Source organism: Pseudomonas sp. GW823-FHT01D03, assembly GCF_058798255.1.
The window spans coordinates 5,360,035-5,385,994 of the sequence record NZ_JBXAKK010000001.1; the positions used below are offsets into that span (position 1 = coordinate 5,360,035).

The following is a 25,960-nucleotide window of genomic DNA, read 5'->3' on the forward strand; positions in this document are numbered from 1 at the left end:
GTCAGTTGACCGTGACCTGACCGAGGGCGGCTTTCGCTTCCCGGGCCTGATGCTGCGGCGCGTAGACCTGAGTGAAGCGCACCGGCGGCAGGTTGAACTGGCCCTTCTGCGAGAAGCGCACCAGATGGCGCAGACGCAATTCGCCGCTCAGCGCATCCACCGGCACCGCGTAGGCCAGTTGCCCCGGCTCGAAGCGCGCCTTTTCCAGCGCGGTTGGTTCGGTGCCGTCCTTGCCCTGTAACTTGATGCCCCAGGTGGTGCGCTCGACATCGGCACCCGGTGGCAACGGCACTTCGAGCATGCCGTAGCGCAGCGGTTTCGGCGCCTTGCTGGTCAGGATCACCTCATCCAGATACAGGCTGTCGCTGGACAGCGGTTTGCTGCCGACCGGCTCCAGTTTGAAGGTGAACGCTTCATCGCCCGGCACCAGTCGCGACAGGCGCCGGGTGATGGTCACGGCCATTGGATCGACGGCCGGTTGCTGGGTCTGGAAGCTCAGCGCCGCCCGCAGCGGACGCTCCTGAGTACCGGACACCGACAACACGCTCGGCACTGGTGTCGCCCCCTGCCAGGTCCAGAACATCTCGCCGGTCGCGCCGTAGTTTTTCTTCCAGCCTTCACCCGGCAGCAGCGCGATGGTCGGCGACGCCTGGGCGATGCTGCGTTGCAACCAGCTCAGCGCCAGCGCACGTTCGAGGGTCGATTGCTGCGGCAACAGACGTTGCAGCAACGCCGTCGCGCGGGTCTGATCGAACGCTTGCAGCGACAGGTTCAGCGCTTCGGCGAATGGCTGCGAACTGACTGCCAGACGCTGTTGCGCGGCGCCAACCTGACGATTGAATGCGTCCGGCAACGCGACTTTCGACTGGGTCGCCAGCGCCGCGGTCAACACCCGCGCCGCCGCCAGACCGAGCGCCGAATCCGGGTCGCTCATCACCAGGCTGTCTTCGCCGTCGTCCATCAGGGTTTCGGCGTTGCCCTCACCGGCCTTGGCCAGATCGTCCATCAAACCGCTGAGCAAGGTGTTCACCGGCAGGTGCATCTGCTTGGCAAACGACAGGATCAGCGCCCGCTGCAGCAGCGGCGTGTTCGGCGCTTGCTTGGCGTAGACCTCCAGCACTCGCTGCCAATGCTCCGGCGGCAGGGTCAGTTCCAGCACCTGACTGGCGTTCCAGTCGGCGTAGTAGGCGTAAGCGGTGAGGAAGGCGTCCGGTTCACCGTCGAAGCCCCACCAGGTGAAGCTCGCCGACGGCCCGGCCATTTGCACCAGACGCAGACGGCTGTTCTGCATGATCAGGCGCAGGCGATCGCGGATCTGCGGGCTCGACGCCAGCGACGGATAAGCGATGCTCAGCGGCAGCAAACGGCTGGCCGTCTGCTCGACGCCGCCGTACGGGTAGCTCAGCAGATCGTCGAGCGCGGAACGGAACAGCGCTTGCGGACTGTCATCCAGACGCAGACGAATGTCCGTGGCGTCAGCCGGTAGGCTCAACGGAGTGTCGCCGCTGGCCACGTCGAGGCTCTGGGTTTGCGTGACTTGCCAGCCGTCACCGGTCGCGCTCAGGCGCACGGCGAGGGCGTCAGCGGTTTTGCCGTCCTGCACCAGCTCCGCTGTCCACTCACCAGTTGCCAGCGCAAACGCTGGCAGCGGCACATAGTTGATGCCGTTGTTCAGGGTTACCGGCAGGCGTTGTTCGGCGCCCGCGTAATGCGTGACCAGTTCAGCCTTGACCGGTTTTTCGGCCTGGCTGAAGGCGAACACACCGAGTTGCGGCTGATCGCCCTTGCGGAATTTGCTCGGCCCGCTCCACTTCAGGTACAGCGGTTTTTCCGAACGGACGAACTGCTTCTTTTGCCCGACCTGACCGTCGTCGGCGATGGCCCGGGCGGTGATACGCCAACGGGTCAGCGAGTCCGGCATCTTGAAGGTGAAGCGGGTTTTGCCATCGGCACCGGTCAACAACTCTGGCTGCCATGCGGCGGTGTCGACGTCTTCACGACGCGGACGCTCCAGCACTTTCACGCCACGTTCGCTGCGATTGGCCTTGCCCGGCGCGCCGGGGCTGCCCGGCAACGCCACGTCATAGCTGATGAACGAAAGGCTGGCGCTGGTGCGCACGTTGTTGCGCCGTGGGTGATAGAAGAACTGGTCGATGGTCGGTGCGACTTCCGGTTGCAGCGCGTAGACCATTTCATCGACGACGCTGACGGTCAGGTGCGCCGGTACCGCTTTGCCGGCGAACTGCGTGGTCAGGTCAACGGTCACGGTATCACCCGGCAGATACACCGCTTTGTCGGTGCTGATCGCCACGTCGATTTGCGGCGCGATCACCTTGATCCCGGCGTTCTGGAAGCTGTACTGCCCGCCTTTGGTGTACAGCACGGAGAAGGTCAGGTTTGGCGCAAAATTGTCCTTCACCGGAATGCGCGCGCGGTATTGGGTGTCGCTGAGTTTTTCCAGTTTCAGCCAGTCGCCGCCCTTGGCCAGCAGCGCGGTGGCTTCGACCTTGTCGCGCTCCAGCGACAGCAGTGCATCGCTGACCGGCTCGGGGAACGTGATCAGCGCCAGCGCTTCATCGCCGGCCTTGTACTTGGGCTTGTCGAGGACGATCTCCACGGTGCCCGGCACCGCTTTGACGCCGTCGCCGGTGACCGCATGACCGGTGGCGCCGAGGACGCGACCGTGTTGATCCTTAAGCGCCAGGTTGTAAGTGCCCGGACGTTCGAAGGCGATGTTGAAGCCCTTGTCCGTCGCCGCCAGTTTGCCTTCACCGGTGCTCTGGTCTTCCAGGCGCACCCAGCTGTAGCTGCTCGGGGTCACGGCTTTGCTCTGCTCGCTGCCACCTTCGTTGGCGTAGCTGAACGCGACCTTATCGTTGACTGCGCTGAAACGTTGCGGCGCGCTCAAACGGAAGCTCGCGGCGCCACGGTCGATGAGGATTTCCTTGGTGGTCTTGACCCGATACGCCGCGCCGTCGCTGGCGAACACGGTGAGCATGTAACGGCTCGGTTTGTCGGCGGCCGGCAGGTCGAGGGTCGCGTTGCCCTTGCTGTCAGTGGTCAGTTCGGTGCTGGTCAACTCCACCGGGAATTGCCCGAGGTATTGCAGCTCGTTGTCGACCATCGACAGTTGCTGGGCACGCAGACTCAGGCTCAGTTTGGCGTTGGCCACCGGTTTGCCGTCCGGGTAGAGCAGCACCAGACTGCCCTTCACCGGTTCGCCGGTGCGGTAATCCTGCTTGGCCAGATTCAGCGAAATCTCGAAGTGCGGCTTGATGTATTCAGCCACGCGGAAGGCGCTGCTGTAGGCCTGATCCTTGTAGTTGAAGCGGATCTCGTAACCACCGGCCACAGCGTTGTCCGGCAACTGGAACCGGCCCTGGGTACCAGCCTTGGAATCGAGTTTCAGGTCGAGGCGTTGCAGCTCGGTGCCGGTGGCATCAAGCACACTGACGTTAACGTCAGCAGCGCCCGGCAGCACCGAATCCCGCGCATTCTTGAACTCGCGACCGACGATCTTCAGTGACACCCAATCCCCCGGGCGATACAGCGGTCGATCAGTGAACGCATAGAGTTTGGTGTCGTAGATTTCGCTGTCGTAATAGAAGTTTTCGGAAACGAATACACCGCCCTCCTCGTCCTCGCCAATGACGAACGAACGTTCGGGGCTGACGTGTTTCAGACGCAGCAAACCATCAGCATCGGTGGCGCCGCTGCTCATCACGCCGAGGCCGTCGGTCCACAGCACATTGACCTTCGGCACCGAACTGCCTTCGTGTTTGCGTGCGGCCCAGACCAGCAATTCGTCACCGGCAATCTTGCTCACCGCCACGGTGTTGGAAACGAACACCATGGTGGTCGCGCGATACTTGCCGATCAGCGCTTCGACCAGGTACAGGCCCGGCTTCAGGTTGCCCAGCGGGATGTAGACGTTACCCGGTGCAACGCTGACGAACTCGCTGGAAGAACCGGCCAGATTGACCCCGGCCGGCGGCTGGATCGGTTTGGCCTGCCACAGCGGATAGCGGAACTGGCTGACCACCGGCAGACCCGGAATCAGCGCGAATTGCGGCTGAGCGTCGTACGGGGTTGGCGCGGCGATGGCGGTGCCCATCTTCAGCTCCGGCACTTCCTCGGTGACCTGCTTGCGCGACTCGTAAGAGAACGCACGCTGCATCACCCGCCGCGATTTGCGGTACCAGTTGTCCCACAGGTACGCGAGGGTGTTGGACAGACCTTCGCCCTTGAACTGACCGTCGCTGACCACGCGGTGCAGATTCTTCTGGCGCTTGAGGAAATCCAGCGGTTTGTCGATCCGGTACACGCGAATATCGGCGCCGCCATACGGTTCCATGCGGAAGCGCCGATAGTCGCGGCCCGGTGCTTCGAGACGCACCATCGCCTGCTCGTCGGCGGCGAAACTGCTGTCGGCCAGCAGGAAGAAACTTTCACCGGCGACCGGCGTGTAGCCGCTCGGTTCCACCGAGTCTTCAGCGTTGACGGTCGCCAATGGCAGCAACAGCGCCAGCAGCAGAGGAATTCGAGCGCAGAGTCGCAACATGCGGGCACCGGTCATTGGGAGAGAAAGTTCAGTCGATAGACGCCGATGAAGTTGGGGTTGGCTGCGTCGGGTATCCATCGGGTGTCCTTCCATGTCATGAGTTGCTGCAGGCTTGCCGAACGCATGCCGTTGTCAGTGGGGGTGGTCGTGCCGGTGTGATAGGCGATGTAGCGGCCCATCCAGATCATCAGGTGCTGGTCGTCGCCCTGATCGAAAAACATCAGGTCGCCGGGGCGTGCCTGGGACACGTCGCGGCTGACCAGATGGCTGTTGAACTGAATCAGCTTGATCGCGTTGACGTACGGCCCGACCTTGCCGCCGCCCTGCTGCCATTGCTGGGCGAGCTTGCGCTGCTCGTCGCTGAGCGTCAGCTCCGGCGGCAGGTAGCGATTGGACAGGCCATTGCTGCGCAGCCATTTGTCGTCGTGGACTTTCAGCGCTTCGTTGGCGGCAAAACGCACAAGGCCTGCGCAGTCCTGCTGATACCAGCGCGGGCTCGGGCCCTGACTCAGTTGCTCCTGAGCGATGCGCACGAACCAGGCGCGGAACACCTGGGACTGCGCCGGATCGAGTGCCGGTGCTTCGACGGCGCGGGCGCCCGCGCTGAGCAGCAGCGCGAGCAAGCCGAGGCTACGGATCAATCCAGTCACAGCGCTTTCCATTCCAGCGGCAACCATTGCCAGTGGCCGTCAGGCTCGCTGCCTTCCGGCAGGGTCAACGCGTATTTGCCGTAGCCGCCGAGGGTGCGCAGTTTCGGAATCAGGTAGGTTTGTGCGGCGTTGTAGAACACCGGCTCCATATCTTGCGGCAGGCTGTCGAGGGTTTCCTGCTGCATCAGTTGCGCCATCGAATCCGGGCCGAAGTAGATCGGCATCAGCACATCTTTCGGCAGCACGTCGGCCATCGGCGGGAAGCGTTTGTCGAGGGTACCGAGAGCCTTGTCGAGCAGTTTGTCGTCGAGGGAAAACAGCAGCGTCGAACCATGGCGGGCGAGGCTGACTTTCATGAACGCGCGCCCGCTGATCGCGGCCGGGTTCTCGGCAGTCTTGGCGGCGTACGGGCCGAAGTTCGAGCTGACCTGACGCTGCCAGACATGGCTCTGCCCTTCCTGTTTCTCGACCACCGGGAACGCGTGTTCGGCGACATTCGACTCATAGGCGCCCACCATCGAACCGAACAATGTGCCCAGTTCGCCATCGAGCTTGCTGCTGTCCTCATCCTTCAGACTGGCGACCAGCAACGGCGTGTACAACCGCGAATCGGCGTACCAGCACAGGCCCGCCGCACCGGCTACATGCTCGGTGAGTTTCTGCGCCACCGCTTCGTCGGCACCGAGTTTCACCAGCAGCGGTTTCTGTGGCTCGGCCGCCACCGGCAAGGTCACGCAGGCACTGGCGCCCAGCGGCATGGCTTGCCACACCGGTTTGAAATCGAAGTCCGGCTGGTTTTCCAGTTCGTCCATGGCCAGGTAGCTGTGCCAGCCCTTGTCGTCCATGTCGAAACGCAGCCCGGCGAAGTTCGGGATGAAGCGCTGATAGCCCATCGCAAGGACGCTGGAATTGACCGACAGACGCTGTTTGATCTCCGGCGCCTTGGCTGGCAGCCCGAAGGCCTCGGGGAACAGTTTGTCGCCATTGAGCAAGGCCGCCAGCGCTTGCGGCGAGACATGTCCCGACTCCTCGGACTCGCCGTTGGCCGGGTCGTAATACTTGTTCGGGTTGGACAGCACCACCAGTTTGTCGCCGCGCGAGGCGAACAGCAGCGATTTGCTGGCGTTGTAGCTGAGCTGGTACAGCGGCACTTCGTCGCTGCCGACCTTGAGGCTGCCGAAGACGCTGAGCTGCGAATCGTCCAGCGCGACTTTCGCCAACGGTTCGAGCAGCTTCGCCAAGCCGCCGCGATCCATCACCAACAGAAAATCCTTGAGCCGGCCATCGGCGCCACGCCACAGCGCGACGTCGGCCGGTTGATCGAAAAGCTGCTCGATCAGGCTGTCCTGCAGCTTCAGATCGTGTTCGTAGATGATCCGGCGCAGGCTGCCGATCAGCCCCAGGCGATCGGCGTGGGTTTCGTAATAGAAGACGAAATCCTCGGTGAGCGTGGCCTTGAGGAACGGCACCGTCAGCAGGTCCTTGGGCAACTGGCTCAGGGAGCGGGTTTCCAGCAGCGCATCCGGACGACTCAGGCCGAGCTTGTCGCTGGCCAGCGCTGCCGCCGGCACCTTGGGTTTGTGCAACAGCCAGCCGAGACCACCGGCCACCAGAACCAGGCCGATCAGCAGCGCCGGCCAGCGCCGGGAAGGTTGGCCGGCAGCTGTCGGGACGGCCGGAGAAGCAGCGTTATCACTCATGTTCACAAAACCCGAAGTTCATCCGTGGTGCGGGATGCTTAATAGTTGAAAGTCTTGACCAGCAGCAGATCACCGATCGCCCGCAGGGGCACGATGAACGTTTCACGTCTTTCGTCGACCGTGTTTTCGTTGAGCACCAGCGTGATTTGCGAGGTGATCACCTCGTTCTGATTGCTGGCCTCCTCGAAGTTATAGCCGCCGTCGCCGAAGTTGCCCCAATAGTTGACGTAAACCAGATAGGTGCCATGCAGCGGCGCGGTCATGGTGAACATTTCCGGGCCGGGGCCATCGACACCGTCCGGGTCCAGACCACCGCCGTTGGTCAGCGCCGTATGGGCGAAGAACGCGTGCTGGCCGTCCGGGGTAATGATGTGCAGGTCGAGTTCGGCCTTGGGATCGTCCCAGCCGAGCACCACACGAATCTTCGCCGGGGTGCGCAGGTTGTTCGCTTCATAGAACTGCACGCGCTTGAGCGACTGGCCCTCGGCACTGCGCACTTCGACACTGTTGGAACCGGCGCCGAACGCATACGGCCGGGCGAAACGCCCGTCATCGTCGGTATACAGATTCAGTGGGTTGCCGTTGACCGCCAGCGTGTGCGGCCCGCGCTGCTTGCCGATGGCCTTGAGCTGGCCCTGGATCATCGTGCGATTGCGCTGAATGCCGCGATCGATCGGCGGCGTGGGATAGGCGACTTGCGGGTTTTCACTGCGGTCGAGCAGACCGTTGTAACGCCAGCCACCGGATGGCTCAGACAGCTCGGCAGTCGGCGCCGCCCACAGCGCAGGCGCGCAGGCCAAACCGATCAGCAGCCAAAGAAATGAACGCATGTAATGCCTCCTGCCATGCCTGAACGAAACCTTGCACCCGATCCTCGGTACTTCACAGCGGTGGAAACTGCGTTTCGTCTGAAAGACCCCGTGACTAGCGGGTCGTAGAAGGCGCGAAGATTAGCGATTCGGCAGTTTTTTAACAATCGGATACATCTGGATTTGCGGTGAGAATCACGCAGGTTTGTTGGGCGTGAGCCGAATAGAAGCGTTATTCGGCTCACAAAATGAGCCGAATAAGCTCCAACCTTCATAAGTCACCACAAATACTGTGGCGAGGGAGCTTGCTCCCGCTGGACTGCGCAGCAGGCCCAATCCGGTCAGTGCAATCTGCCTGAAAAACTGCGGTGGCGGGTTTTGGGGTCGCTACGCAACCCAGCGGGAGCAAGCTCCCTCGCCACAGTAAAGCGGGGTCATCCGGGGCACCTCATTTGCCCATAAACCCCCTATCTGCTAGTGTCGCGCCGGTTTAACGTCAACCGGAAATCGCCGCCATGGCCCGCAAAAAAGCTGCACTGGATTTCGAACAGTCCCTCGCCGACCTGCAAACACTGGTCGAGCGTCTGGAGAACGGTGAATTGTCGCTGGAAGACTCGCTGACCGCTTTCGAGCAGGGCATCGGTCTGACCCGTGACTGCCAGGCAGCGCTGGCCCAGGCCGAGCAGAAGGTGCAAGTGCTGCTGGAGCGTGATGGCGAACTCGCCGAGGAACCCTTCGACGCGGAACAGCCAGAATGATTGCGGCGTATTCGGCGACCAGCCAGGCGCGGGTCAATGCGGCACTGGAAATCCTCTTCAAGGCTCCGCTGCCGGAGCTGTCGCGCCTGTATGAGGCGATGCACTACAGCGTGATGATCGGCGGCAAGCGCGTGCGTCCGCTGCTGGCCTACGCCGCATGCGAAGCGCTGGGCGGCAAGGCTGAGCAAGCCAACGGCGCGGCCTGCGCGGTGGAGCTGATCCACGCTTATTCGCTGGTGCACGACGATTTGCCGGCGATGGACGACGACGATCTGCGTCGCGGCCAGCCAACGACTCATAAGAAGTTCGACGAAGCCTGCGCGATCCTCGCCGGCGACGGCTTGCAGAGCTTGGCCTTCAGCGCTCTGCTCGACCCGCGTCTGAGCAACCTCGACGCCGAGATTCGCCTGCAACAGGTCACGGCGCTCGCGCACGCGGCAGGCCCGGCAGGTATGGTCGGCGGTCAGGCCATCGACCTCGGTTCGGTCGGTCTGAAGCTGGACCAGCAAGCGCTGGAGCAGATGCACCGACACAAGACCGGCGCGCTGATCGAAGTCAGCGTCAAGCTCGGCGCCCTGGCCAGCGGCCGTGCCGAGCAGGATGAACTCAAGGCTCTGCAGATTTATGCACAGGCCATTGGTCTGGCCTTCCAGGTGCAGGACGACATTCTCGACGTCGAAAGCGATACCGAAACCCTTGGCAAACGCCAAGGCGCCGACATCGCCCGCGACAAGCCGACCTACCCGGCCCTGCTGGGGCTGGACGCGGCCAAGCGCTATGCTCTTGAACTGCGCGATCAGGCCCTGCAGGCGCTGCGACCGTTTGACGCGGCAGCCGAGCCTTTGCGCGACCTGGCCCGGTATATCGTCGAGCGGCGTAACTGAACGCCAACCTGCCAAAAAAGAGCAACGCGTGGGCAGGGGGCGAAGCATCAGGTAAACTGCCGCCTCTTCTATACCTATAACGATTCGCCTGATGCCCACGACGTTTCATGAGATTCCCCGCAAGCGCCCGACCACGCCCCTGCTCGACCGCGCGAACACGCCGGACGGCCTGCGCCGGTTAGGCGAAGCCGAGCTGGAAACCCTGGCCGATGAGTTGCGCCTGGAATTGCTCTACACGGTCGGCCAGACCGGTGGGCATTTCGGTGCCGGCCTGGGCGTCATCGAGCTGACCATCGCGCTGCATTACGTCTTCGACACCCCGGATGACCGGCTGGTGTGGGACGTGGGTCATCAGGCGTATCCGCACAAGATCCTCACCGGTCGCCGCCAGCGCATGGAAACCCTGCGCCAGAAGGACGGCATCGCCGCCTTCCCGCGTCGCGCCGAGAGCGAGTACGACACTTTTGGCGTCGGCCACTCCAGCACCTCGATCAGCGCAGCGCTGGGCATGGCGATTGCCGCCCGCCTGCAAGACAGCGATCGCAAGGCGATTGCGGTGATCGGTGACGGCGCGCTGACCGCCGGCATGGCCTTCGAGGCGCTGAACCATGCGCCGGAAGTCAACGCCAACATGTTGGTGATCCTCAACGACAACGACATGTCGATCTCGCGCAACGTTGGCGGTTTGTCCAACTATCTGGCGAAGATCCTTTCCAGCCGCACTTACGCGAGCATGCGTGAAGGCAGCAAGAAAGTCCTGTCGCGCCTGCCCGGCGCCTGGGAAATCGCCCGTCGCACCGAAGAATACGCCAAGGGCATGCTGGTTCCCGGCACCCTGTTTGAAGAGCTGGGCTGGAACTACATCGGCCCGATCGATGGCCACGACCTGCCGACCCTGATCGCCACCCTGCGCAACATGCGCGATCTGAAGGGCCCGCAGTTCCTGCACATCGTCACCAAGAAAGGCAAAGGCTTCGCCCCGGCGGAAGTCGACCCGATCGGTTACCACGCGATTACCAAGCTCGAACCGGTCGACGCCCCGGCCGCTGCGCCGAAAAAGGCCGGCGGGCCGAAGTATTCGGCGGTGTTCGGCGAATGGCTTTGCGACATGGCCACAGCTGATCCGCGTCTGGTCGGGATTACCCCGGCGATGAAGGAAGGCTCGGACCTGGTGGCGTTCAGCGAACGTTTCCCGCTGCGCTATTTCGACGTGGCGATTGCCGAACAGCACGCCGTGACGTTCGCCGCCGGCATGGCCTGCGAAGGCGCCAAACCGGTGGTGGCGATCTACTCGACGTTCTTGCAACGCGGTTACGACCAGTTGGTGCATGACGTCGCGGTGCAGAACCTCGACGTACTGTTCGCCATCGACCGCGCCGGTCTGGTGGGTGAAGACGGCCCGACTCACGCCGGCAGCTTCGATCTGTCTTACCTGCGCTGCATTCCGGGCATGGTCATCATGACCCCGAGCGATGAAAACGAATTGCGCAAAATGCTCACCACCGGCCACCTGTATAACGGCCCGGCGGCGGTGCGCTACCCGCGCGGCACCGGCCCGAACGCGACCATCGACAAGGATCTCGAGCCGATCGAAATCGGCAAGGGCATCGTCCGCCGCCAGGGCAGCAAAGTCGCTCTGCTGGTGTTCGGCGTGCAACTGACCGAAGCACTGAAAGTCGCCGAGAAGCTCGATGCGACTGTGGTTGACATGCGTTTCGTCAAGCCGCTGGATGAAGCGCTGGTACGCGAGATCGCCGGCAGCCACGAGTTGCTGGTGACCATCGAAGAGAACGCGATCATGGGCGGCGCCGGTGGCGCGGTCAGCGAGTTCCTGGCGCGCGAGAACATTCTCAAGTCGATGCTGCACCTGGGCTTGCCGGACATCTACGTCGAGCACGCCAAACCGGCGCAGATGCTGGCCGAGTGCGGGCTGGATGAAGCGGGAATCGAAGCGTCGATTCGCGAGCGTCTGGAACTGCTCAACAAGTAACACGCAATACCCATGTGGGAGCGGGCTTGCTCGCGAAGGCGCCGGTTCAGTCGATGATGAGTTGACTGATACACCGTCTTCGCGAGCAAGCCCGCTCCCACATTTGATTTGTGTACATCAGAAATACCCACGGGAACACCGATGAACCTCTCGCGCCTCGCCCTGCCCCTCCTCCTGCTGCCAGCCGCCAGCGCTCTCGCCGACACCTTCGAACGCGACGAAGCGCTGAAGCTGCCGGATACGCTGATCTCCGCCAACCGCCAAGTCCAAGCGCGCAACGACAGCAGCGCCGCCAACACCGTGTTCACCCGCGAAGACATCGACCGCCTGCAACCGGGCAGCGTTACCGACCTGCTGCAACGGGTACCGGGCGTGCAGGTGGCGCAGGCCGGTGGGCGCGGCAGTCTGCCGGGGATCTACATTCGCGGCACGCAATCGGCGCAGAGTCTGGTGCTGGTCGACGGTCAGCGCATCGGCAGTTCGACCTCCGGCGACAGCAACCTGCAGCACCTGAACATCGACCAGATCGAACGCGTGGAAGTGTTGCGCGGTTCGCGTTCGGTGATTTACGGCAGCGATGCGATTGGCGGGGTGATCCAGATCTTCACCCGGCGCGGCACCGAGCAAGGCCTGCAGCCGCGCTTGCACGTCGGCTTCGGCAGCAACCAGACCTGGGAACGCAGCCTCGGCCTGTCCGGTGGCGATGACAAGACCCGCTTCAACCTGGGCGCCAGCCTCGATGACACCGCCGGCCTCGACCGGACTCACGAGTCGTACCCCAGCGACAGCGATCACGATGCCTACCGCAATAAATCCGTCAGCCTGAGCCTCAGCCATGCGCTGACCGATGACATCGAAGTCGGCGCCAACCTGCTGGATAACCGCGGCAAAAGCGAGTTCGACAACCCGTTTGGCCGCTTTGATACGACCACTTTCGAGTCGGTGCAACAGCAGCCTTACAGCGACTTCAACGTCAGCAGTGTCAGCAGCTACGTCGATGCCCGGGTCAACGAAATCTGGAAAACCCGCGTCGAATTCGGTCACAGCGAGAATCGCGAAAAAACCTTCGACAAGCTCAGCGACGAGCGCACGGTGTTCAACACTTATCGCGATTCGGTGAACTGGCAGAACGACCTGACTCTGGATGCGCGCAACAGCCTGATCCTCGGCGGCGACTGGTACCAAGACCGGGTCAACAGCAGCACCGCATTCAACGAGGACAGCCGCTGGAACCGTGCCGCGTTCATCCAGCATCGCTATCAGGCCGACAGCTTCTCCACGGAACTGGGTCTGCGCCACGACGACAACCAGCAATTCGGTAGCCAGAACACCTGGAGCGGCACCTTCACCCTGCCGCTGAACCCGGACAACGACCTGTTGCTGAGCTACAGCGAAGGTTTCCGCGCGCCGACCTTCAACGACCTGTACTACCCGGACTTCAGCAACCCGGATCTGAAGCCGGAAACCTCGAAAAGCTACGAGCTGCAATGGCGCAGTCAGTTGAGCGATAGCAGCCGACTGGAGACGTCGATTTACCGTACGGATCTGCAAGACGCGATCATCTTCGGCAGCAACTCACGCCCGGAGAACGTGGCCTCGGCGCGGATCAATGGCTTTGAAGCGGCGCTGAAACAGGAGCTGTTCGGCTGGCAGAGCAGCCTCGGTGTGGCGTTTATCGATCCGCGTGATCGTGATAGTGGGCAAACCCTGGCGCGTCGTGCGCGGCGCACAGCCAGTTGGGATCTGGATCGCCAGTTCGACCGGTTGGGGCTGGGCGCCAGTTGGCAATTGGTCAGCAGCAGTTACGACGACAAGGACAACACCCACTCACTGGGCGGCTACGGCTTGATCGGATTGCGCAGCAGTTGGGCGCTGAATCGCGAGATCAAACTGGATTTGAAGGTCGATAACCTGCTGGACAAAGGCTACAGCCGTGCGCTGTACAGCTATGACGGCAGCCAGTATGGCTATCGCGAGGAAGGTCGGGCGTGGGTGTTTGGGGTGACCTGGACACCGGAGCTCTGATCCAGAATTTTCGCTGCTTCGACTGGCATCTTCGCGAGCAAGCCCGCTCCCACAGGGGGAACGCACTCCAACTGTGGGAGCGGGCTTGCTCGCGAAGAATTCACCTCGGTCTCAGCGCTCAGGCGCAATCAAATGGCAGAGTTTGGCGGTCGCTTCGATCATCTGGCCGCTTGGGCGCTCCAGGCCTTTGTCGCTGATCAGCAGCAACTGACCATGTGCCACCGCACTCACCTGCGGCCAGGCCTTCCACGCATCGAGCTGGCCCTGATCACCGGCCAGAATCACCTGCGGATTACGCTGCAGCACCGCCTCGATACTCACCTGTGGCGCCGGCACACTCAGATCGGCGAACACATTGCGTGCGCCGCAGACTTCAAGAGCATCGCTGATGATCTGCCCGCCACCGACGGTGTACAGGGGCTTGTCCCAGACTTGATAGAACACGTTCAGCGGCGTGTCCCGACGATAGCGCTGGCGCAGGTCATCGAGCTTCCTGCGTAAATCCGCCGCCAGTTTCGTCCCACGCTCAGGTCGCCCCAGTTGCGCGGCAATCGCTTCGATCTGTGCAGACAATTGTTCGAGATTGTGCGGTTCGGCGACGTAGGTCGGGATGTTCAGGCGTTTAAGCTGATCGCGTTGCGCCGGGCCGACACTGCCGGGCCACAGCAGCAGTAAATCCGGCTTGAGGCTGAGCAAGCGCTCCATGTCGAGTTGGCCATAACGCCCCACCGAGGGAACATCGGTAATGGCAGCCGGACGCTCGCCGGCATCGAGCACGCCAACCAGCAGATCGGCCGAGCCCAGCTCAACAACGATTTCAGACAGAGAAGGCGCGAGACTGACCACTCGCAGGTTCGCCAGCACCGGGCCGGCGCAGGCCAGCAGCAGAACCGCCAGCCACAGATGACGCATCAGCCGAGTTGACGCGGGATGCGATAGAGGTAGAACAGCACCGCCGTGGACAACGCCAGCAGCATCAGCGGTACGGCTTCAAGGCCGACAAACACCGCCAGCGCGCCGATCCATGCCGGCAATGCGGCCGCGAGAAATGCACTGCGACGCCGGGCCGCCAAGGCAATCCAGGCCGCCGGTTCGTCGGGGGTATCAAGGGCTTTTTGCGTGGCGATCAGCGCGTGCTTGTAGCGGCCGAAAAACTTCAGACTGACAAACATCGAGGCCACGCCGGCAATGAACAACGGCATGGCCAGCACCGGCAGAATGCCTTCGCCCTGGCCGAACAGGCCATTGAGGACAAACAGCGGTACCAGCGCCAGCGCCAGGTATTTCCACCAGTCGACCGCCAGGCGGCGTCGCACCTGACCGCGGGTCACGCGCGGTCGACCTCGCCCTGATGCTCGTTGCCCATCATGTGGTCGAGCTTGCTGGCCTTGGTCGCCAGGTACAGTTTGTTGTGCGGGTTGTGCCCGGTGTGCAGCGGCACGCGTTCGGCGACGACGATGCCCATGTCGGTCAGGGCTTTGACCTTGCGCGGGTTGTTGGTCATCAGGCGCAGCGACTTCACACCCAGATGATCGAGCATCGGCAGGCACATGGCGTAGTCGCGCTGATCGGCGGCGAAGCCCAGGCGCTCGTTGGCTTCAACGGTGTCGGCGCCGCCGTCCTGCAACTCGTAGGCGCGGATCTTGTTCAACAGACCGATGCCGCGACCTTCCTGACGCAGATACAGCAGCACGCCACGGCCTTCACGGGCAATGGCTTTAAGGGCGCCTTCCAGTTGCGAACCGCAGTCGCAGCGCTGGCTGAACAGGGCGTCACCGGTCAGGCACTCGGAGTGCAACCGGCCGAGAACCGGGGCACCGTCGGCGAAATCACCCAGGCTCAGCACAACGTGCTCGCGGCCGGTGGCCTCATCGAGAAAACCGTGCATGGTGAATTGCGCAAAAGGCGTTGGCAGCTTGGAAGCGGCGACAAAAACGACAGGCACCGGTGTGCTCCTGATCTAAAAAGTCTGAAGATTCGCAGGCCGGCATTGTAACAGCAGGTTCCTGCAGACGCTTAGGCTGAATTATCGGGCATAACGATCAAAAAGTTTGATGACACCCGGTTTGCGTGGATCCCCTGTGGGAGCGGGCTTGCTCGCGAAAGCGTCGTGTCAGTCGATCAATAGGCCGGCTGAAATACAGCATTCGCGAGCAAGCCCGCTCCCACAGGGGGGACGGTGCTGTCAGTTCGGCTCGAATGGATACGGTTGCTTCCACCGCTCGAAAATCGGCTTAAGCTCGCCACTTTTTACCAACTGCTCCATACGCCTGTCGAACAGCGCCATCAGGGTTCGGGCCTGCGGTGTGTTGGCGAAGCACAGGTACAGTGGCAATTCGGCGATATGCGTCTTGCGAAACTGCGTCGGATCCCTGGCCCGGCCAAGCACGTAATCGATTTCGGTCAAGGCATCGATGTAATAGTCGGCGCGGTTGTGGGTGAGCATCGACAGGATCCCGGTACGCCGGATGACTTCATTGTAGTTACGTACATTGGGCAGGTATTTTTGATAGTCGTAACCGCGAACCCAGGCCAGTCGATAGTTGCCAAGGGTGTCCAGGCTCGCCGGCGGATTGCTCGCAAGGCCCAGGGCGTAGATGTGGTCGGTGTCGAAATTCCAGCGCGGATACAGTAGCTCACTGTCCTCGTCATGATAGGAGCCGACACAGGCGTCGACTTCGCCGCGCTCCGCCAACCCGACCGAGCGGGTGTACGGTTCGCTGCGAATGTCGAGTTTCACCCCGGCCGGTTCGAACACCTTGCGCAGCACGTCCCAGCCCAGGCCATGACCGTCGGCGGCGGTGTAATCTTCCCAGTCCTCGCTGGCCAGGTGGATGACCGACGGCGCGTGCGCGACTTCCTGCGCACTGGCGACAGTGCCCAGCAAAGTCAGAAACACCAGCGCCAGCCAGCATCGAGCCATCCCTGGTCTCCTCACTGAACCCGGCCGCTGCGGATCAGGCGAAAATCCACACCAGCCCCTGCATCGCCAGCCAGGCGAACACGCCGGCCAGCACGTCGTCGAGCATGATGCCGACGCCACCGTGAACATGCCGGTCGATCCAGCGGATCGGCCATGGCTTGAGAATGTCGAAGAAGCGGAACACCAGAAAACCCGCCAGCAACCAGTACCAGCCTTCCGGCACCAGCCACAGGGTGATCCACATCCCGACCATTTCGTCCCAGACGATGCCTTCGTGGTCGTGTACCCGCAGATCATCGGCGACCTTGCCGCACAGCCAGAAGCCGAACAGCATGGTGATCCCGAGCATCAGCCAGTAACCCCAGTCGGGCAGCATCTGCCACAACGGGATAAAGGGTAGCGCAACTAACGAACCCCACGTGCCCGGCGCTTTCGGCAGGGTGCCGGAGCCGAAGCCGAACGCGAGAAAATGCCAGGGATTGCGCCAGACCGACGGCGGAACGAATTCGGCCGGAACCTGTTTCGGGTGATCTGTCACGGTGTCTCCTGAAAATGTTGATAACCCCGGATTTGCGGGGTGATGTCGTGTCCTTCGCGATCCAGCAGCGCCACGCCCTGACCCTGCACCACACGCCCGATCACATGGATCGGCCAGCCATCGGCCAGCAGCGCCGGCAACTCGACGGACGGTAGCGTGAAGGCCAGCACATAGTCATCGCCGCCGCTCAACGCCGCCCGTTCCGCGCCGCGCTGGCCGAGAAACGCCACTAAAGCATCGGACAACGGTACGCGCTCACGTTCAACTTCGAGTCGAACCTGCGAAGCCAGAGCGATATGCCCGCAGTCGGCGAGCAGGCCGTCGGAGATATCGAGAGCCGCAGTGGCCTTGCCACGCAGCGCCTGACCAAGAGCCAGTTGCGGCTGGGGCGACCAGTAATGATCGAGCAACGGTTGGGCGATCTGCGGATCGGCTTCACGCTGACCAAGCACCAGCGGCAACGCCCCGGCGGCGTTGCCCAGCTCGCCGCCAACGCAGAGCAGATCGCCCGGTTGCGCGCCGCTACGGGTCAACGCCTGCCCGGCCGGAACCCGACCGAACACCGTGACCGTCAGGCTCAACGGCCCGTGCGTGGTATCGCCGCCGACCAGCGCGACGCTGCAGCTCTGCGCCATGCGGTTCAAACCGTGGGCATAGGCTTGCAGCCAATCGGCAGTCACCGTCGGCACAGTCAGGGCAAGGGTAAAGGCAACGGGCGTCGCGCCCATGGCGGCCAGATCGCTGACCGCGACGGCCAGCGAGCGCTGACCGAGCAGAAACGGATCGCAGGGATCGGCGAAATGCACGCCGGCCACCAGCGTATCGGTGGAGATCGCCAGCTGTTCCCCGTAGGGAACCGCGAGCAAGGCGCAGTCGTCGCCGATCCCCAGGGCAACGCCCTCGCCGCCCTGCGCACAAGGCGCGGCGGCGAAGAAATTGCGGATCAGCTCAAACTCGCCCATGAGGTCTCAAGCGCGTATCAGCGCTTGAACGCCTTCACTTCAGCTTCACGCAGGCGCGGAGCCAACTTGTCGAGTACGCCGTTGACGAACTTGTGGCCGTCGGTCGAACCGAAGACTTTCGCCAGCTCGATACCTTCGTTGATCACCACGCGGTATGGCACGTCGACGCGCTTGAGCAGCTCCCAGGTGGACAGGCGCAGAACGGCCAGTTCAACCGGGTCCAGCTCTTCGATTTCGATGTCCAGGCACGGCTTGAGCGCGGTGTCGATTTCGGTGCGGCTCGCCGGAACCCCGTGGAGGATTTCGCGGAAATACGCGCCATCGACATCGGTGAAATCGTTATCAACGCGGAACTGCGCTTCGATCTCGTTCAGCGAAGCCTTGGCCATGTGCCATTGATACAGAGCCTGAGTGGCGAGCTGACGGGCTTCGCGACGCTTGGCGCTTTTCGATGGCTTGCCGGCATCCGCAGGTTTCGGATCGCGCGGGTTGAAACGATCGCTATCGTCGCTAATCACTTGGCCTCCAACTGCGCCAGCAGGCTGACCATTTCCAGAGCGGACAGGGCAGCTTCAGCACCTTTGTTGCCGGCCTTGGTGCCGGAACGTTCGATGGCTTGCTCGATGGAATCAACGGTCAGGACGCCGAACGCGACCGGTACGCCGAACTCCATGGACACCTGGGCCAGACCCTTGGTGCACTCGCCTGCCACGTATTCGAAGTGCGGAGTGCCGCCACGAATGACCGCGCCGAGGGCGATAATGGCTGCGAACTCGCCTTTCTGGGCGACTTTCTGCGCAACCAGCGGGATTTCGAAGGCGCCAGGCGCGCGGATGATGGTGATGTCGCTTTCGCTCACGCCGTGGCGAACCAGGGCATCAACTGCACCGCTGACCAGGCTTTCAACCACGAAGCTGTTGAAACGGCCCACTACCAGAGCGTAGCGGCCTTTAGGGGCGATGAAGGTACCTTCGATGGTCTTCAGGGTCATTCGTCAGATCTCTTAAAGAGCCGGGACGCGTTTCGTACGCATCCCTCAGTGATATTAGCTGTGGCGAGGGGATTTATCCCCGATGGACTGCGTAACAGTCCCAAAACAGGGGCCGCTGCGCAGCCCATCGGGGATGAATCCCCTCACCACAAGAATCCATGTCAACAATGCCGGAAACAACCGGGTCATTATTCGGAGGGCACGTATTCTACAACTTCCAGATCGAAACCGGATATCGCATTAAATTTCATCGGTGCCGACATCAGGCGCATTTTGCGTACGCCGAGGTCACGCAGGATCTGCGAACCGGCGCCGACAATGCTGTAGGTGGTCGGTTTTTTCACCGCCGCCTGCTCACCGGTTTCGCGGATGTGCGCCAGCAGTACATCGCCGTCCAGAGGGTGGCCGAGCAACAGCACCACACCGCTGCCGGCCTCGGCCACCGCAGCCATCGCGGCGCGCAGGCTCCAGCGGCCCGGTTGCTTGACCATCAGCAGGTCGCGCAGCGGATCCATGTTGTGCACACGAACCAGAGTCGGTTCCTCGGCGCAAACGGTGCCCAGCGTCAGGGCCATGTGCACGTCGCCTTCCACCGAATCACGATAGGTCACCAGATTGAATTGGCCCAGTTCGCTGTCCAGCGGCTGTTCGGCAATCCGCTGAACGGTACGTTCGTGGATCATCCGGTAGTGAATCAGGTCGGCGATGGTGCCGATCTTGATGTTGTGTTCGGCGGCGAACGCTTCCAGCTCGGCGCGACGGGACATGGTGCCGTCGTCGTTCATCACTTCGCAGATCACGCCGCTCGGCTCGAAACCGGCCATGCGCGCCAGGTCGCAGGCGGCTTCAGTGTGACCGGCGCGCGCCAGGGTGCCGCCGGCCTGAGCCATCAGCGGGAAGATGTGGCCCGGGCTGACGATGTCTTCAGCCTTGGCGTCTTTGGCCGCCGCCGCTTGCACGGTGCGCGCACGGTCGGCGGCGGAGATACCGGTGGTGACGCCTTCGGCGGCTTCGATCGATACGGTGAACTTGGTGCCGAAACCGGAACCGTTGCGTGGCGCCATCAACGGCAGCTTCAACAGCTCGCAGCGCTCGCGGCTCATCGGCATGCAGATCAGGCCACGGGCGTGCTTGGCCATGAAGTTGATGTGCTCGGCCTTGCAGCATTCGGCGGCCATGATCAGGTCGCCTTCGTTCTCGCGGTCTTCGTCATCCATGAGGATGACCATCTTGCCTTGGCGGATGTCTTCAACCAGTTCTTCGATGCTATTGAGCGCCACAAGGCACCCCCTTCAGTCAGGATTTGAGATAGCCGTTGGCGGCCAGAAAGCTTTCGGTAATGCCGCCAGCGCTTGGCTCAGCAGCCTTGTCGCCGAGGAGCAGACGCTCCAGGTAGCGCGCCAGCAAGTCGACTTCCAGATTTACCCGGCGGCCCGGCTTGTAGGACGCCATAATGGTTTCGCTCAGGGTGTGCGGAATGATCGTCAGCAGGAATTCGGCGCCATCGACCGCGTTCACGGTCAGGCTGGTGCCGTCAACGGTGATCGAACCTTTATGGGCTATGTACTTGGCCAGTTCTTTCGGCGCGCGAATGCGAAATTCCACGGCGCGGGCATTGTCGCTGCGCGACACCACTTCGCCGACACCGTCGACGTGACCGCTGACCAGATGCCCACCGAGACGGGTGGTCGGGGTCAGGGCTTTTTCCAGATTGACCGGGCTGCCGCTTTTCAGGTCATTCATGGCGGTGCAGTCGAGGGTTTCGCGGCTGACGTCGGCGGCAAAACCGTTGCCCGGCAGTTCAACCGCCGTCAGGCACACGCCGTTGACCGCGATGCTGTCGCCGAGTTTGACGTCGCTCAGGTCGAGCTTGCCGGTTTCGACATGCACCCGCACATCACCGCCCTTGGGGGTCAGTGCGCGGATACTGCCGATGGATTCGATGATGCCGGTAAACATGGGGTTCTCCTTGAGAACGAAGCCAGCGCTAAGGCGATGGCCGGGAATTATACGCTCGCTGAAACGACTGGCGCCGCAGTGACTCGCCAGTCATCGCCAACCGCGCGGATTTCAGTGATTTTGAGTTCGGGGGCGTCCTTCATATGGGCCAGCGGCCAGTCCAGCAGCGGCCGCGCCGTGGAGCCGAGGAACTTGCCGGCGATGAAGATCACGAACTCGTCGACCAGACCGAGTTGGGCAAACGCGCCAGCCAGACGCGGGCCGGCCTCGACCAGAACTTCGTTGACGCCACGGTTGGCCAGTTCGATCAGCAGTTGATGCAGATCGACCTGACCGTCGTCACCCGGCACGATCAAACATTCAGGGCCATTGGCATATTGCTCTTCGACCGCCATGCAGGTGGCGACCAGCGCCGGGCCGGCCTTGAAGAACGGCGCATCCAACGGCACCCGCAAGCGCCCGTCGATCAGCACCCGCAGCGGCGGACGGCTGATGGCCAGTGCGGTTTGCTCGGCATCCAGACCCAGTTCGTCGGCGCGCACGGTCAAACGTGCGCCGTCGGCCAGTACGGTATCGGCGCCGGTCAGCACCACGGCAGCCTGCGCGCGCAAACGCTGCACAGCGGAACGCGCGGCCGGGCCGGTGATCCACTGGCTCTCGCCGCTTTCCATCGCCGTGCGACCGTCCAGACTCATCGCCAGCTTGACCCGGACGAACGGCAAGCCGTGTTCCATGCGCTTGAGGAAACCTTGATTGAGCTGGCGCGCCTCGGTTTCCAGCACGCCGCTTTCGGTGGCGATGCCGGCATCAGCCAGACGCTGCAAGCCACGCCCGGCGACCTGTGGGTTCGGATCGCGCATCGCGGCGACCACCCGAGCAACCCCGGCAGTCACCAACGCATCGGCGCAAGGCGGCGTGCGGCCATGGTGGCTGCACGGCTCAAGGGTCACGTAAGCCGTGGCGCCCCGGGCCAGTTCACCGGCAGCGCGCAGGGCGTGGACCTCGGCGTGGGGTTCGCCGGCGCGCTCGTGAAAGCCTTCGCCGACAATCTGCCCGTCACGCACGATCACGCAGCCAACCCGTGGATTGGGATGGGTGGTGTAGTGGCCCTTGCGCGCCAGTTCCAGCGCGCGCGCCATGAAGTGGGCGTCGAGGATCGCCTGCTCGGCGGCGCGGGTCATTCTTTCACCGGTTCGCGGGCGAGGCGGTCGATCTCTTCGCGGAACTCGTTGAGGTCCTGGAAACGCCGGTAGACCGAAGCGAAACGGATGTAGGCCACTTCATCGAGCTTTTGCAGCTCGGCCATCACCAGTTCGCCGACCACGAGGGATTTGACCTCGCGCTCGCCGGTGGCGCGCAGCTTGTGTTTGATGTGGACCAGAGAGGATTCAAGGCGCTCGACGCTCACCGGACGTTTCTCCAGCGCGCGTTGCATGCCGGCGCGGAGTTTTTCTTCGTCGAACGGTTGGCGGCTGCCGTCGGTTTTGATCAGGCGCGGCAACACCAGTTCGGCCGTCTCGAATGTCGTGAAACGTTCGCCGCAGGCCAGGCATTCACGCCGGCGGCGCACCTGTTCGCCCTCGGCGACCAGACGCGAGTCGATGACCTTGGTGTCGTTGGCACCGCAGAAGGGACAGTGCATGGTGGCTGGCAACAAAAAAAGGGAGGGCCATGGTAGCGCATCCCCGTGGCAAGACAAGCCATAGGGTTTGCGGTATACAGACTGGCATGATCGTTTGATCCATGGATTTCATTTTGCTGGAGCTGCCAATGCCGCTACGACCGCTCGTTTTGCTCAGTCTTTTCGCCCTGCTGGTGGCCTGCGGCAGTGATAAACCCAAGCCGCAGCCGCCGACACCGGGCCCTGCGCCGCAACAGGCGCAGAAAAAAGCCAAAGAGGCCGCCGACCTCGGCCCGCTGCCGGCCCATCAACGGGAACTGAGCGGCACCCTGCAAGGCGTGCCGGCCGGGGCTGAAGTCGAGCTGGCGCTGCTGGTGATCGATGAAAAATCGCGCCCGCAACAACTGCTCGCCAGTTCCAGCCTGATCGGCAACAACCAGATCCTGCCGTTTCGCCTGCGTTTCAATCCGGAGTCCTTTCCGGCCGGCGCACGGGTTGAGCTGCGCGGTCGTGCCACGCAGTCGGGCCAGTTGATCCTGCACCTGCCGTCGCAAACCATCACCCAGCCGACCACTCAGGCAATGGGCCAGCTGCAATTTGTCAAAGCACCATGACGGCACCGCTCGACCTGCAACAGGCACTGGGGGAATTGCTCGGTGATGCGCGGCTCAAGGCCTGCGCATTACCGGATACCGATCTGCAGCTGTGGCTGATCGACGGTGACAACATGCACCGCGAGTTCAGCCCGGATGAAACCCGGCGCATCCTCCACGAACCGCCCTACTGGAGCTTCTGCTGGGCCAGCGGTCTGGCGGTGGCGCGCTATCTGGCCGAGTTCCCGGAATGGGTGCGCGGCAAGCGCGTGCTGGATTTCGGCGCCGGCTCGGGCATTGCCGGGATCGCCGCCGTGAAGGCCGGGGCGCTGGAAGTGGTGGCCTGCGACCTCGATCCGCTGGCGATTGCCGCGTGCCGGGCCAATGCTGAACTCAATGACGTGCAGATGAGCTATTCGACGGACTTCTTCGCCGAGGCTGATCGCTTCGATCTGATTCTGGTGGCGGACGTGCTCTACGACCGCGAGAACCTGCCGCTGCTCGACGCATTTCTCAGCCGTGGCCGCGAGGCGCTGGTAGCAGATTCGCGGGTTCGGGATTTTCGCCATCCGCTGTATGAGCGTATTGAAATGCTTGAGGCGATGACCTTGCCCGATCTGGCGGAGCCGGAAGAATTTCGGCATGTGAGCCTGTACCACGCGCGTCGCTAGTTAAAAGCTTCGTCGGATCGCCGCCCGGAGCAAGCCCGCTCCCACAGGGGTAACGCATTCCAAATGTGGGAGCGGGCTTGCTCGCGAAAGCGTCCTGCCGGGCGACACAACTCTAAAACCTGTCCCGCTTCCGGCCACACCCCACCAAGCCGTATAGTTGCCCCATCCACGCTTTTACGAGATCCCCCATGAGTCAGCAAACGCCGTACATCTTCGACGCCACGACTGCCGATTTCGACCAGTCGGTAATCGAAGCCTCCTTCAACAAACCGGTGCTGGTGGATTTCTGGGCCGAGTGGTGTGCGCCGTGCAAGGCGTTGATGCCGATGCTGCAAGGCATTGCCGAGAGCTATCAGGGTGAACTGCTGCTGGCCAAGGTCAACTGCGACATCGAACAGGACATCGTCGCCCGCTTCGGTATCCGCAGCCTGCCGACCGTGGTGCTGTTCAAGGACGGTCAGCCAGTGGACGGCTTTGCCGGTGCGCAGCCGGAATCCGCGGTGCGCGCCCTGCTCGAACCGCATGTGCAGATGCCGCCGCCGGCCGCTGCCGACCCGTTCGAACAGGCGCAAGCGCTGTTTGACGATGGCCGTTACGCCGATGCCGAAGCGGCGCTGGTGGTGATGCTCAACGAAGACAACAGCAACGCCAAGGCGCTGATCCTCTATGCCCGCTGCCTGACCGAGCGCGGCGAACTGGGCGAAGCGCAAACCGTGCTCGACGCGGTCAAGAGCGATGAACACAAGGCCGCGCTGGCCGGGGCCAAGGCGCAGATCAAGTTCCTCGGCCTGGCCCGCGATCTGCCGGATGCCGCCGACCTCAAGGCGCGCCTTGCACAAAATCCGCAGGACGACGAGGCGGTGTATCAACTGGCGATCCAGCAACTGGCGCGTCAGCAATACGAAGCGGCGCTGGAGGCCTTGCTCAAGCTGTTCATCCGCAACCGCAGCTACGGCGAAGGGTTGCCGCACAAGACCTTGCTGCAGGTGTTCGAACTGCTGGGCAATGATCACCCGCTGGTGACCGCTTACCGGCGCAAGGTGTTCGCTGCGCTTTATTAAGATCAAAAGATCGCAGCCTGCGGCAGCTCCTACATTTGATCGTGTTCACCCGTGTTTGCGGACGAACGCTGAAACTGCAGGAGCTGCCGCAGGCAGCGATCTTTTGCGTTTCACTCGATCCAGCTGTAAAGCGGCGTATCCCCGCCGCTCGCCACTTTCACCTGTGAACTGTGGCGCAGGCGCACCAGCAGGCGCTTGCCCGCCGCCGCGCTACCGGTCAACCCCTCAAGCTGCTCCAGCAAATCCGGCCCGCTGAGCTGCCCGGCCTTGCGCAACAGATCTTTCGCCACCTGCCACAACGCATCATCCTGGTTCAGTGGTTTCGCTGCCGGCGTGCTCAATGCCGTTTCAGGCTGATCGCCCTGCGGCTGCGCGCCAAGGGCTGCGCCGAGCTTCGCCCAATCGCTGTCATCCAGTTCCACCGTCAAATCCACCGGCATCGCGCCGACGGTTCCGCGTATCCGCAACATCTGCTTCGCTCCTGCACATTTCTGACCTGCATGCTCCCACGGGACTTGTGCATCGCCAAGCGCACGGGCAAACTCTGCGGGCTTTCGTTATAAGATTACATAACAAACTCTTCACTTTACTTCCCGGAGACCGCCATGCGTCGTCTGCTGCTCGCTTTGCCGTTTGCCCTGTTGCCGCTGGCCATCGCCCACGCCGCCGATGAGCACGATCATGACCACGAGCACGGCAGCCTCGGCGCCCACGAACATGGCGTCGGACGCTTGAACGCCGCACTCGACGGCCAGACCCTGGAGCTGGAACTGGAAAGCCCGGCGATGAACCTGGTGGGCTTCGAACATGCCGCCACCTCCGACGCCGACAAGGCCAAGGTCGCCGCCGCCCGCGCCAAACTGGAAAACCCGCTGGCGCTGTTCAGCCTGCCAGCCGCCGCTGGTTGCAAAGTCACCAGCCAGGAACTGGAAAGCCCGCTGTTCGGCGACAAACCGGCTGCCGACGAGCATGACGAAGATGCCAAGGGCGGTGAAGCGCATCACCACGATCACAGCGAAATCCACGCACACTACCAATTCAGTTGCGCTGCACCAGGTGCCTTGAAGACGCTGGATCTGGCGAACCTCTTCAATACCTTCCCGGCCACTCAGAAAATTCAGGTACAACTGATCGGCCCGAGCGGCCAGCAAGGTACCGAAGTGACGGCCAAGGCGGCTGCCTTGAATTTCTGATCACACCGATAATCCCCTGTGGGAGCGGGCTTGCTCGCGAATGCGGTGTGTCAGTCAACATAGATTTGGCT

General features: G+C 62.6%; 25 protein-coding genes. 8 read left to right on the plus strand and 17 right to left on the minus strand.

Translation table 11 applies throughout. From position 1 onward, the window contains the following. Position 1: 1 nt before the first annotated feature. From AC1RBR_RS23765 to AC1RBR_RS23780, 4 genes are read right to left on the minus strand one after another with little or no spacing between them, the layout of a single operon-like run. On the minus strand, positions 2-4,576 hold the full coding sequence (locus tag AC1RBR_RS23765) for an alpha-2-macroglobulin family protein (RefSeq protein ID WP_492566855.1): 4,575 nt from the start codon (positions 4,574-4,576) through the stop codon (positions 2-4). Continuing rightward, positions 4,573-5,223, minus strand: a complete 651-nt coding sequence (locus AC1RBR_RS23770) for a DUF1175 domain-containing protein (protein ID WP_492566857.1) — start codon at positions 5,221-5,223, stop codon at positions 4,573-4,575. The genes AC1RBR_RS23765 and AC1RBR_RS23770 overlap by 4 nt, the downstream gene beginning before the upstream one ends. Then, on the minus strand, positions 5,208-6,911 hold the full coding sequence (locus AC1RBR_RS23775; protein ID WP_492566859.1) for a DUF2138 domain-containing protein: 1,704 nt from the start codon (positions 6,909-6,911) through the stop codon (positions 5,208-5,210). The genes AC1RBR_RS23770 and AC1RBR_RS23775 overlap by 16 nt, the downstream gene beginning before the upstream one ends. A 38-nt stretch (positions 6,912-6,949) precedes the next feature. After that, positions 6,950-7,741, minus strand: coding sequence for a YfaP family protein (locus AC1RBR_RS23780; protein WP_492566861.1), 792 nt, complete (start codon positions 7,739-7,741; stop codon positions 6,950-6,952). 494 nt (positions 7,742-8,235) lie between these two features. Between AC1RBR_RS23780 and AC1RBR_RS23785 the strand changes: the two genes are divergently transcribed. The 4 genes from AC1RBR_RS23785 to AC1RBR_RS23800 all read left to right on the plus strand — a co-directional run bounded on the left by AC1RBR_RS23785 (position 8,236) and on the right by AC1RBR_RS23800 (position 13,377). Further along, positions 8,236-8,478 carry an exodeoxyribonuclease VII small subunit gene (locus tag AC1RBR_RS23785; protein ID WP_003228627.1) on the plus strand — a complete coding sequence of 81 codons (243 nt, stop codon included), beginning with the start codon at positions 8,236-8,238 and terminating at the stop codon, positions 8,476-8,478. Continuing rightward, positions 8,475-9,362 (plus strand): (2E,6E)-farnesyl diphosphate synthase, encoded by an 888-nt coding sequence (gene ispA / locus AC1RBR_RS23790; RefSeq protein ID WP_492566863.1) that lies wholly within the window; start codon positions 8,475-8,477, stop codon positions 9,360-9,362. The genes AC1RBR_RS23785 and ispA overlap by 4 nt, the downstream gene beginning before the upstream one ends. A 91-nt stretch (positions 9,363-9,453) precedes the next feature. Next, positions 9,454-11,352, plus strand: a complete 1,899-nt coding sequence (gene dxs / locus AC1RBR_RS23795; RefSeq protein WP_095139130.1) for a 1-deoxy-D-xylulose-5-phosphate synthase — start codon at positions 9,454-9,456, stop codon at positions 11,350-11,352. Positions 11,353-11,493: 141 nt separating this feature from the next. After that, the gene (locus tag AC1RBR_RS23800) at positions 11,494-13,377 is read left to right on the plus strand and encodes a TonB-dependent receptor domain-containing protein (protein ID WP_492566865.1); all 1,884 of its coding nucleotides are present in this window, start codon (positions 11,494-11,496) and stop codon (positions 13,375-13,377) included. Positions 13,378-13,488: 111 nt separating this feature from the next. Here the strand turns inward: AC1RBR_RS23800 and AC1RBR_RS23805 are convergent, their stop codons facing one another. From AC1RBR_RS23805 to nrdR, 12 genes are all read right to left on the minus strand, one after another. Further along, complete coding sequence (locus tag AC1RBR_RS23805) at positions 13,489-14,289, minus strand: cobalamin-binding protein (RefSeq protein WP_492566867.1); 801 nt, start codon at positions 14,287-14,289, stop codon at positions 13,489-13,491. Next, entirely contained in the window at positions 14,289-14,708 is a 420-nt protein-coding gene (locus AC1RBR_RS23810; RefSeq protein ID WP_047602513.1) for a hypothetical protein, read from the minus strand. The genes AC1RBR_RS23805 and AC1RBR_RS23810 overlap by 1 nt, the downstream gene beginning before the upstream one ends. After that, positions 14,705-15,322 (minus strand): GTP cyclohydrolase II, encoded by a 618-nt coding sequence (gene ribA / locus AC1RBR_RS23815; protein ID WP_492566869.1) that lies wholly within the window; start codon positions 15,320-15,322, stop codon positions 14,705-14,707. The genes AC1RBR_RS23810 and ribA overlap by 4 nt, the downstream gene beginning before the upstream one ends. Positions 15,323-15,562: 240 nt before the next feature. Then, positions 15,563-16,300: a substrate-binding periplasmic protein gene (locus AC1RBR_RS23820; protein WP_095139123.1), complete on the minus strand. Its 738-nt coding sequence runs from the start codon at positions 16,298-16,300 to the stop codon at positions 15,563-15,565. Between the two features lie 34 nt (positions 16,301-16,334). After that, positions 16,335-16,838, minus strand: coding sequence for a phosphatidylglycerophosphatase A family protein (locus AC1RBR_RS23825; RefSeq protein ID WP_007910933.1), 504 nt, complete (start codon positions 16,836-16,838; stop codon positions 16,335-16,337). Next, the gene (gene thiL / locus AC1RBR_RS23830; protein WP_492566871.1) at positions 16,835-17,800 is read right to left on the minus strand and encodes a thiamine-phosphate kinase; all 966 of its coding nucleotides are present in this window, start codon (positions 17,798-17,800) and stop codon (positions 16,835-16,837) included. The genes AC1RBR_RS23825 and thiL overlap by 4 nt, the downstream gene beginning before the upstream one ends. Before the next feature lie 17 nt (positions 17,801-17,817). Then, a complete protein-coding gene (gene nusB / locus AC1RBR_RS23835) occupies positions 17,818-18,318 on the minus strand; it encodes a transcription antitermination factor NusB (RefSeq protein WP_492566873.1) in 501 nt (166 codons plus the stop codon). Further along, positions 18,315-18,791: a 6,7-dimethyl-8-ribityllumazine synthase gene (ribH, locus tag AC1RBR_RS23840; protein ID WP_003228649.1), complete on the minus strand. Its 477-nt coding sequence runs from the start codon at positions 18,789-18,791 to the stop codon at positions 18,315-18,317. The genes nusB and ribH overlap by 4 nt, the downstream gene beginning before the upstream one ends. A gap of 188 nt (positions 18,792-18,979) precedes the next feature. Further along, complete coding sequence (gene ribBA, locus AC1RBR_RS23845; protein WP_003228650.1) at positions 18,980-20,071, minus strand: bifunctional 3,4-dihydroxy-2-butanone-4-phosphate synthase/GTP cyclohydrolase II; 1,092 nt, start codon at positions 20,069-20,071, stop codon at positions 18,980-18,982. Positions 20,072-20,087: 16 nt separating this feature from the next. Further along, the gene (locus AC1RBR_RS23850) at positions 20,088-20,750 is read right to left on the minus strand and encodes a riboflavin synthase (protein WP_095139117.1); all 663 of its coding nucleotides are present in this window, start codon (positions 20,748-20,750) and stop codon (positions 20,088-20,090) included. Between the two features lie 47 nt (positions 20,751-20,797). Beyond that, complete coding sequence (ribD, locus tag AC1RBR_RS23855; protein WP_492566876.1) at positions 20,798-21,931, minus strand: bifunctional diaminohydroxyphosphoribosylaminopyrimidine deaminase/5-amino-6-(5-phosphoribosylamino)uracil reductase RibD; 1,134 nt, start codon at positions 21,929-21,931, stop codon at positions 20,798-20,800. Continuing rightward, the gene (gene nrdR, locus AC1RBR_RS23860; RefSeq protein WP_003228656.1) at positions 21,928-22,392 is read right to left on the minus strand and encodes a transcriptional regulator NrdR; all 465 of its coding nucleotides are present in this window, start codon (positions 22,390-22,392) and stop codon (positions 21,928-21,930) included. The genes ribD and nrdR overlap by 4 nt, the downstream gene beginning before the upstream one ends. Positions 22,393-22,520: 128 nt before the next feature. Between nrdR and AC1RBR_RS23865 the strand changes: the two genes are divergently transcribed. From AC1RBR_RS23865 to trxA, 3 genes are all read left to right on the plus strand, one after another. Then, positions 22,521-22,985: a hypothetical protein gene (locus AC1RBR_RS23865; RefSeq protein ID WP_492566878.1), complete on the plus strand. Its 465-nt coding sequence runs from the start codon at positions 22,521-22,523 to the stop codon at positions 22,983-22,985. Then, positions 22,982-23,635 carry a class I SAM-dependent methyltransferase gene (locus AC1RBR_RS23870; RefSeq protein WP_095139114.1) on the plus strand — a complete coding sequence of 218 codons (654 nt, stop codon included), beginning with the start codon at positions 22,982-22,984 and terminating at the stop codon, positions 23,633-23,635. Before AC1RBR_RS23865 ends, AC1RBR_RS23870 begins: the two co-directional genes overlap by 4 nt. Before the next feature lie 188 nt (positions 23,636-23,823). Next, a complete protein-coding gene (gene trxA / locus AC1RBR_RS23875; protein WP_115986868.1) occupies positions 23,824-24,696 on the plus strand; it encodes a thioredoxin in 873 nt (290 codons plus the stop codon). Between the two features lie 110 nt (positions 24,697-24,806). Here the strand turns inward: trxA and AC1RBR_RS23880 are convergent, their stop codons facing one another. Then, positions 24,807-25,166 carry a hypothetical protein gene (locus AC1RBR_RS23880; RefSeq protein ID WP_492566880.1) on the minus strand — a complete coding sequence of 120 codons (360 nt, stop codon included), beginning with the start codon at positions 25,164-25,166 and terminating at the stop codon, positions 24,807-24,809. A 135-nt stretch (positions 25,167-25,301) separates the two neighbouring features. Here AC1RBR_RS23880 and AC1RBR_RS23885 point away from each other — a divergent pair, with 135 nt between their 5' ends. Then, positions 25,302-25,889, plus strand: a complete 588-nt coding sequence (locus tag AC1RBR_RS23885; protein ID WP_492566881.1) for a DUF2796 domain-containing protein — start codon at positions 25,302-25,304, stop codon at positions 25,887-25,889. The last annotated feature ends 71 nt before the right edge of the window (positions 25,890-25,960 follow it).

Bases quoted from the DNA above. Each gene is read 5' to 3' on its own strand.
- AC1RBR_RS23765 (WP_492566855.1), bottom strand. From the start codon at position 4,576: ATGACCGGTGCCCGCATGTTGCGACTCTGCGCTCGAATTCCTCTGCTG.
- AC1RBR_RS23770 (WP_492566857.1), bottom strand. From the start codon at position 5,223: ATGGAAAGCGCTGTGACTGGATTGATCCGTAGCCTCGGCTTGCTCGCG.
- AC1RBR_RS23775 (WP_492566859.1), bottom strand. From the start codon at position 6,911: ATGAGTGATAACGCTGCTTCTCCGGCCGTCCCGACAGCTGCCGGCCAA.
- AC1RBR_RS23780 (WP_492566861.1), bottom strand. From the start codon at position 7,741: ATGCGTTCATTTCTTTGGCTGCTGATCGGTTTGGCCTGCGCGCCTGCG.
- AC1RBR_RS23785 (WP_003228627.1), top strand. From the start codon at position 8,236: ATGGCCCGCAAAAAAGCTGCACTGGATTTCGAACAGTCCCTCGCCGAC.
- ispA (WP_492566863.1), top strand. From the start codon at position 8,475: ATGATTGCGGCGTATTCGGCGACCAGCCAGGCGCGGGTCAATGCGGCA.
- dxs (WP_095139130.1), top strand. From the start codon at position 9,454: ATGCCCACGACGTTTCATGAGATTCCCCGCAAGCGCCCGACCACGCCC.
- AC1RBR_RS23800 (WP_492566865.1), top strand. From the start codon at position 11,494: ATGAACCTCTCGCGCCTCGCCCTGCCCCTCCTCCTGCTGCCAGCCGCC.
- AC1RBR_RS23805 (WP_492566867.1), bottom strand. From the start codon at position 14,289: ATGCGTCATCTGTGGCTGGCGGTTCTGCTGCTGGCCTGCGCCGGCCCG.
- AC1RBR_RS23820 (WP_095139123.1), bottom strand. From the start codon at position 16,300: ATGGCTCGATGCTGGCTGGCGCTGGTGTTTCTGACTTTGCTGGGCACT.
- thiL (WP_492566871.1), bottom strand. From the start codon at position 17,800: ATGGGCGAGTTTGAGCTGATCCGCAATTTCTTCGCCGCCGCGCCTTGT.
- ribH (WP_003228649.1), bottom strand. From the start codon at position 18,791: ATGACCCTGAAGACCATCGAAGGTACCTTCATCGCCCCTAAAGGCCGC.
- AC1RBR_RS23850 (WP_095139117.1), bottom strand. From the start codon at position 20,750: ATGTTTACCGGCATCATCGAATCCATCGGCAGTATCCGCGCACTGACC.
- ribD (WP_492566876.1), bottom strand. From the start codon at position 21,931: ATGACCCGCGCCGCCGAGCAGGCGATCCTCGACGCCCACTTCATGGCG.
- nrdR (WP_003228656.1), bottom strand. From the start codon at position 22,392: ATGCACTGTCCCTTCTGCGGTGCCAACGACACCAAGGTCATCGACTCG.
- AC1RBR_RS23865 (WP_492566878.1), top strand. From the start codon at position 22,521: ATGCCGCTACGACCGCTCGTTTTGCTCAGTCTTTTCGCCCTGCTGGTG.
- AC1RBR_RS23870 (WP_095139114.1), top strand. From the start codon at position 22,982: ATGACGGCACCGCTCGACCTGCAACAGGCACTGGGGGAATTGCTCGGT.
- trxA (WP_115986868.1), top strand. From the start codon at position 23,824: ATGAGTCAGCAAACGCCGTACATCTTCGACGCCACGACTGCCGATTTC.
- AC1RBR_RS23880 (WP_492566880.1), bottom strand. From the start codon at position 25,166: ATGTTGCGGATACGCGGAACCGTCGGCGCGATGCCGGTGGATTTGACG.
- AC1RBR_RS23885 (WP_492566881.1), top strand. From the start codon at position 25,302: ATGCGTCGTCTGCTGCTCGCTTTGCCGTTTGCCCTGTTGCCGCTGGCC.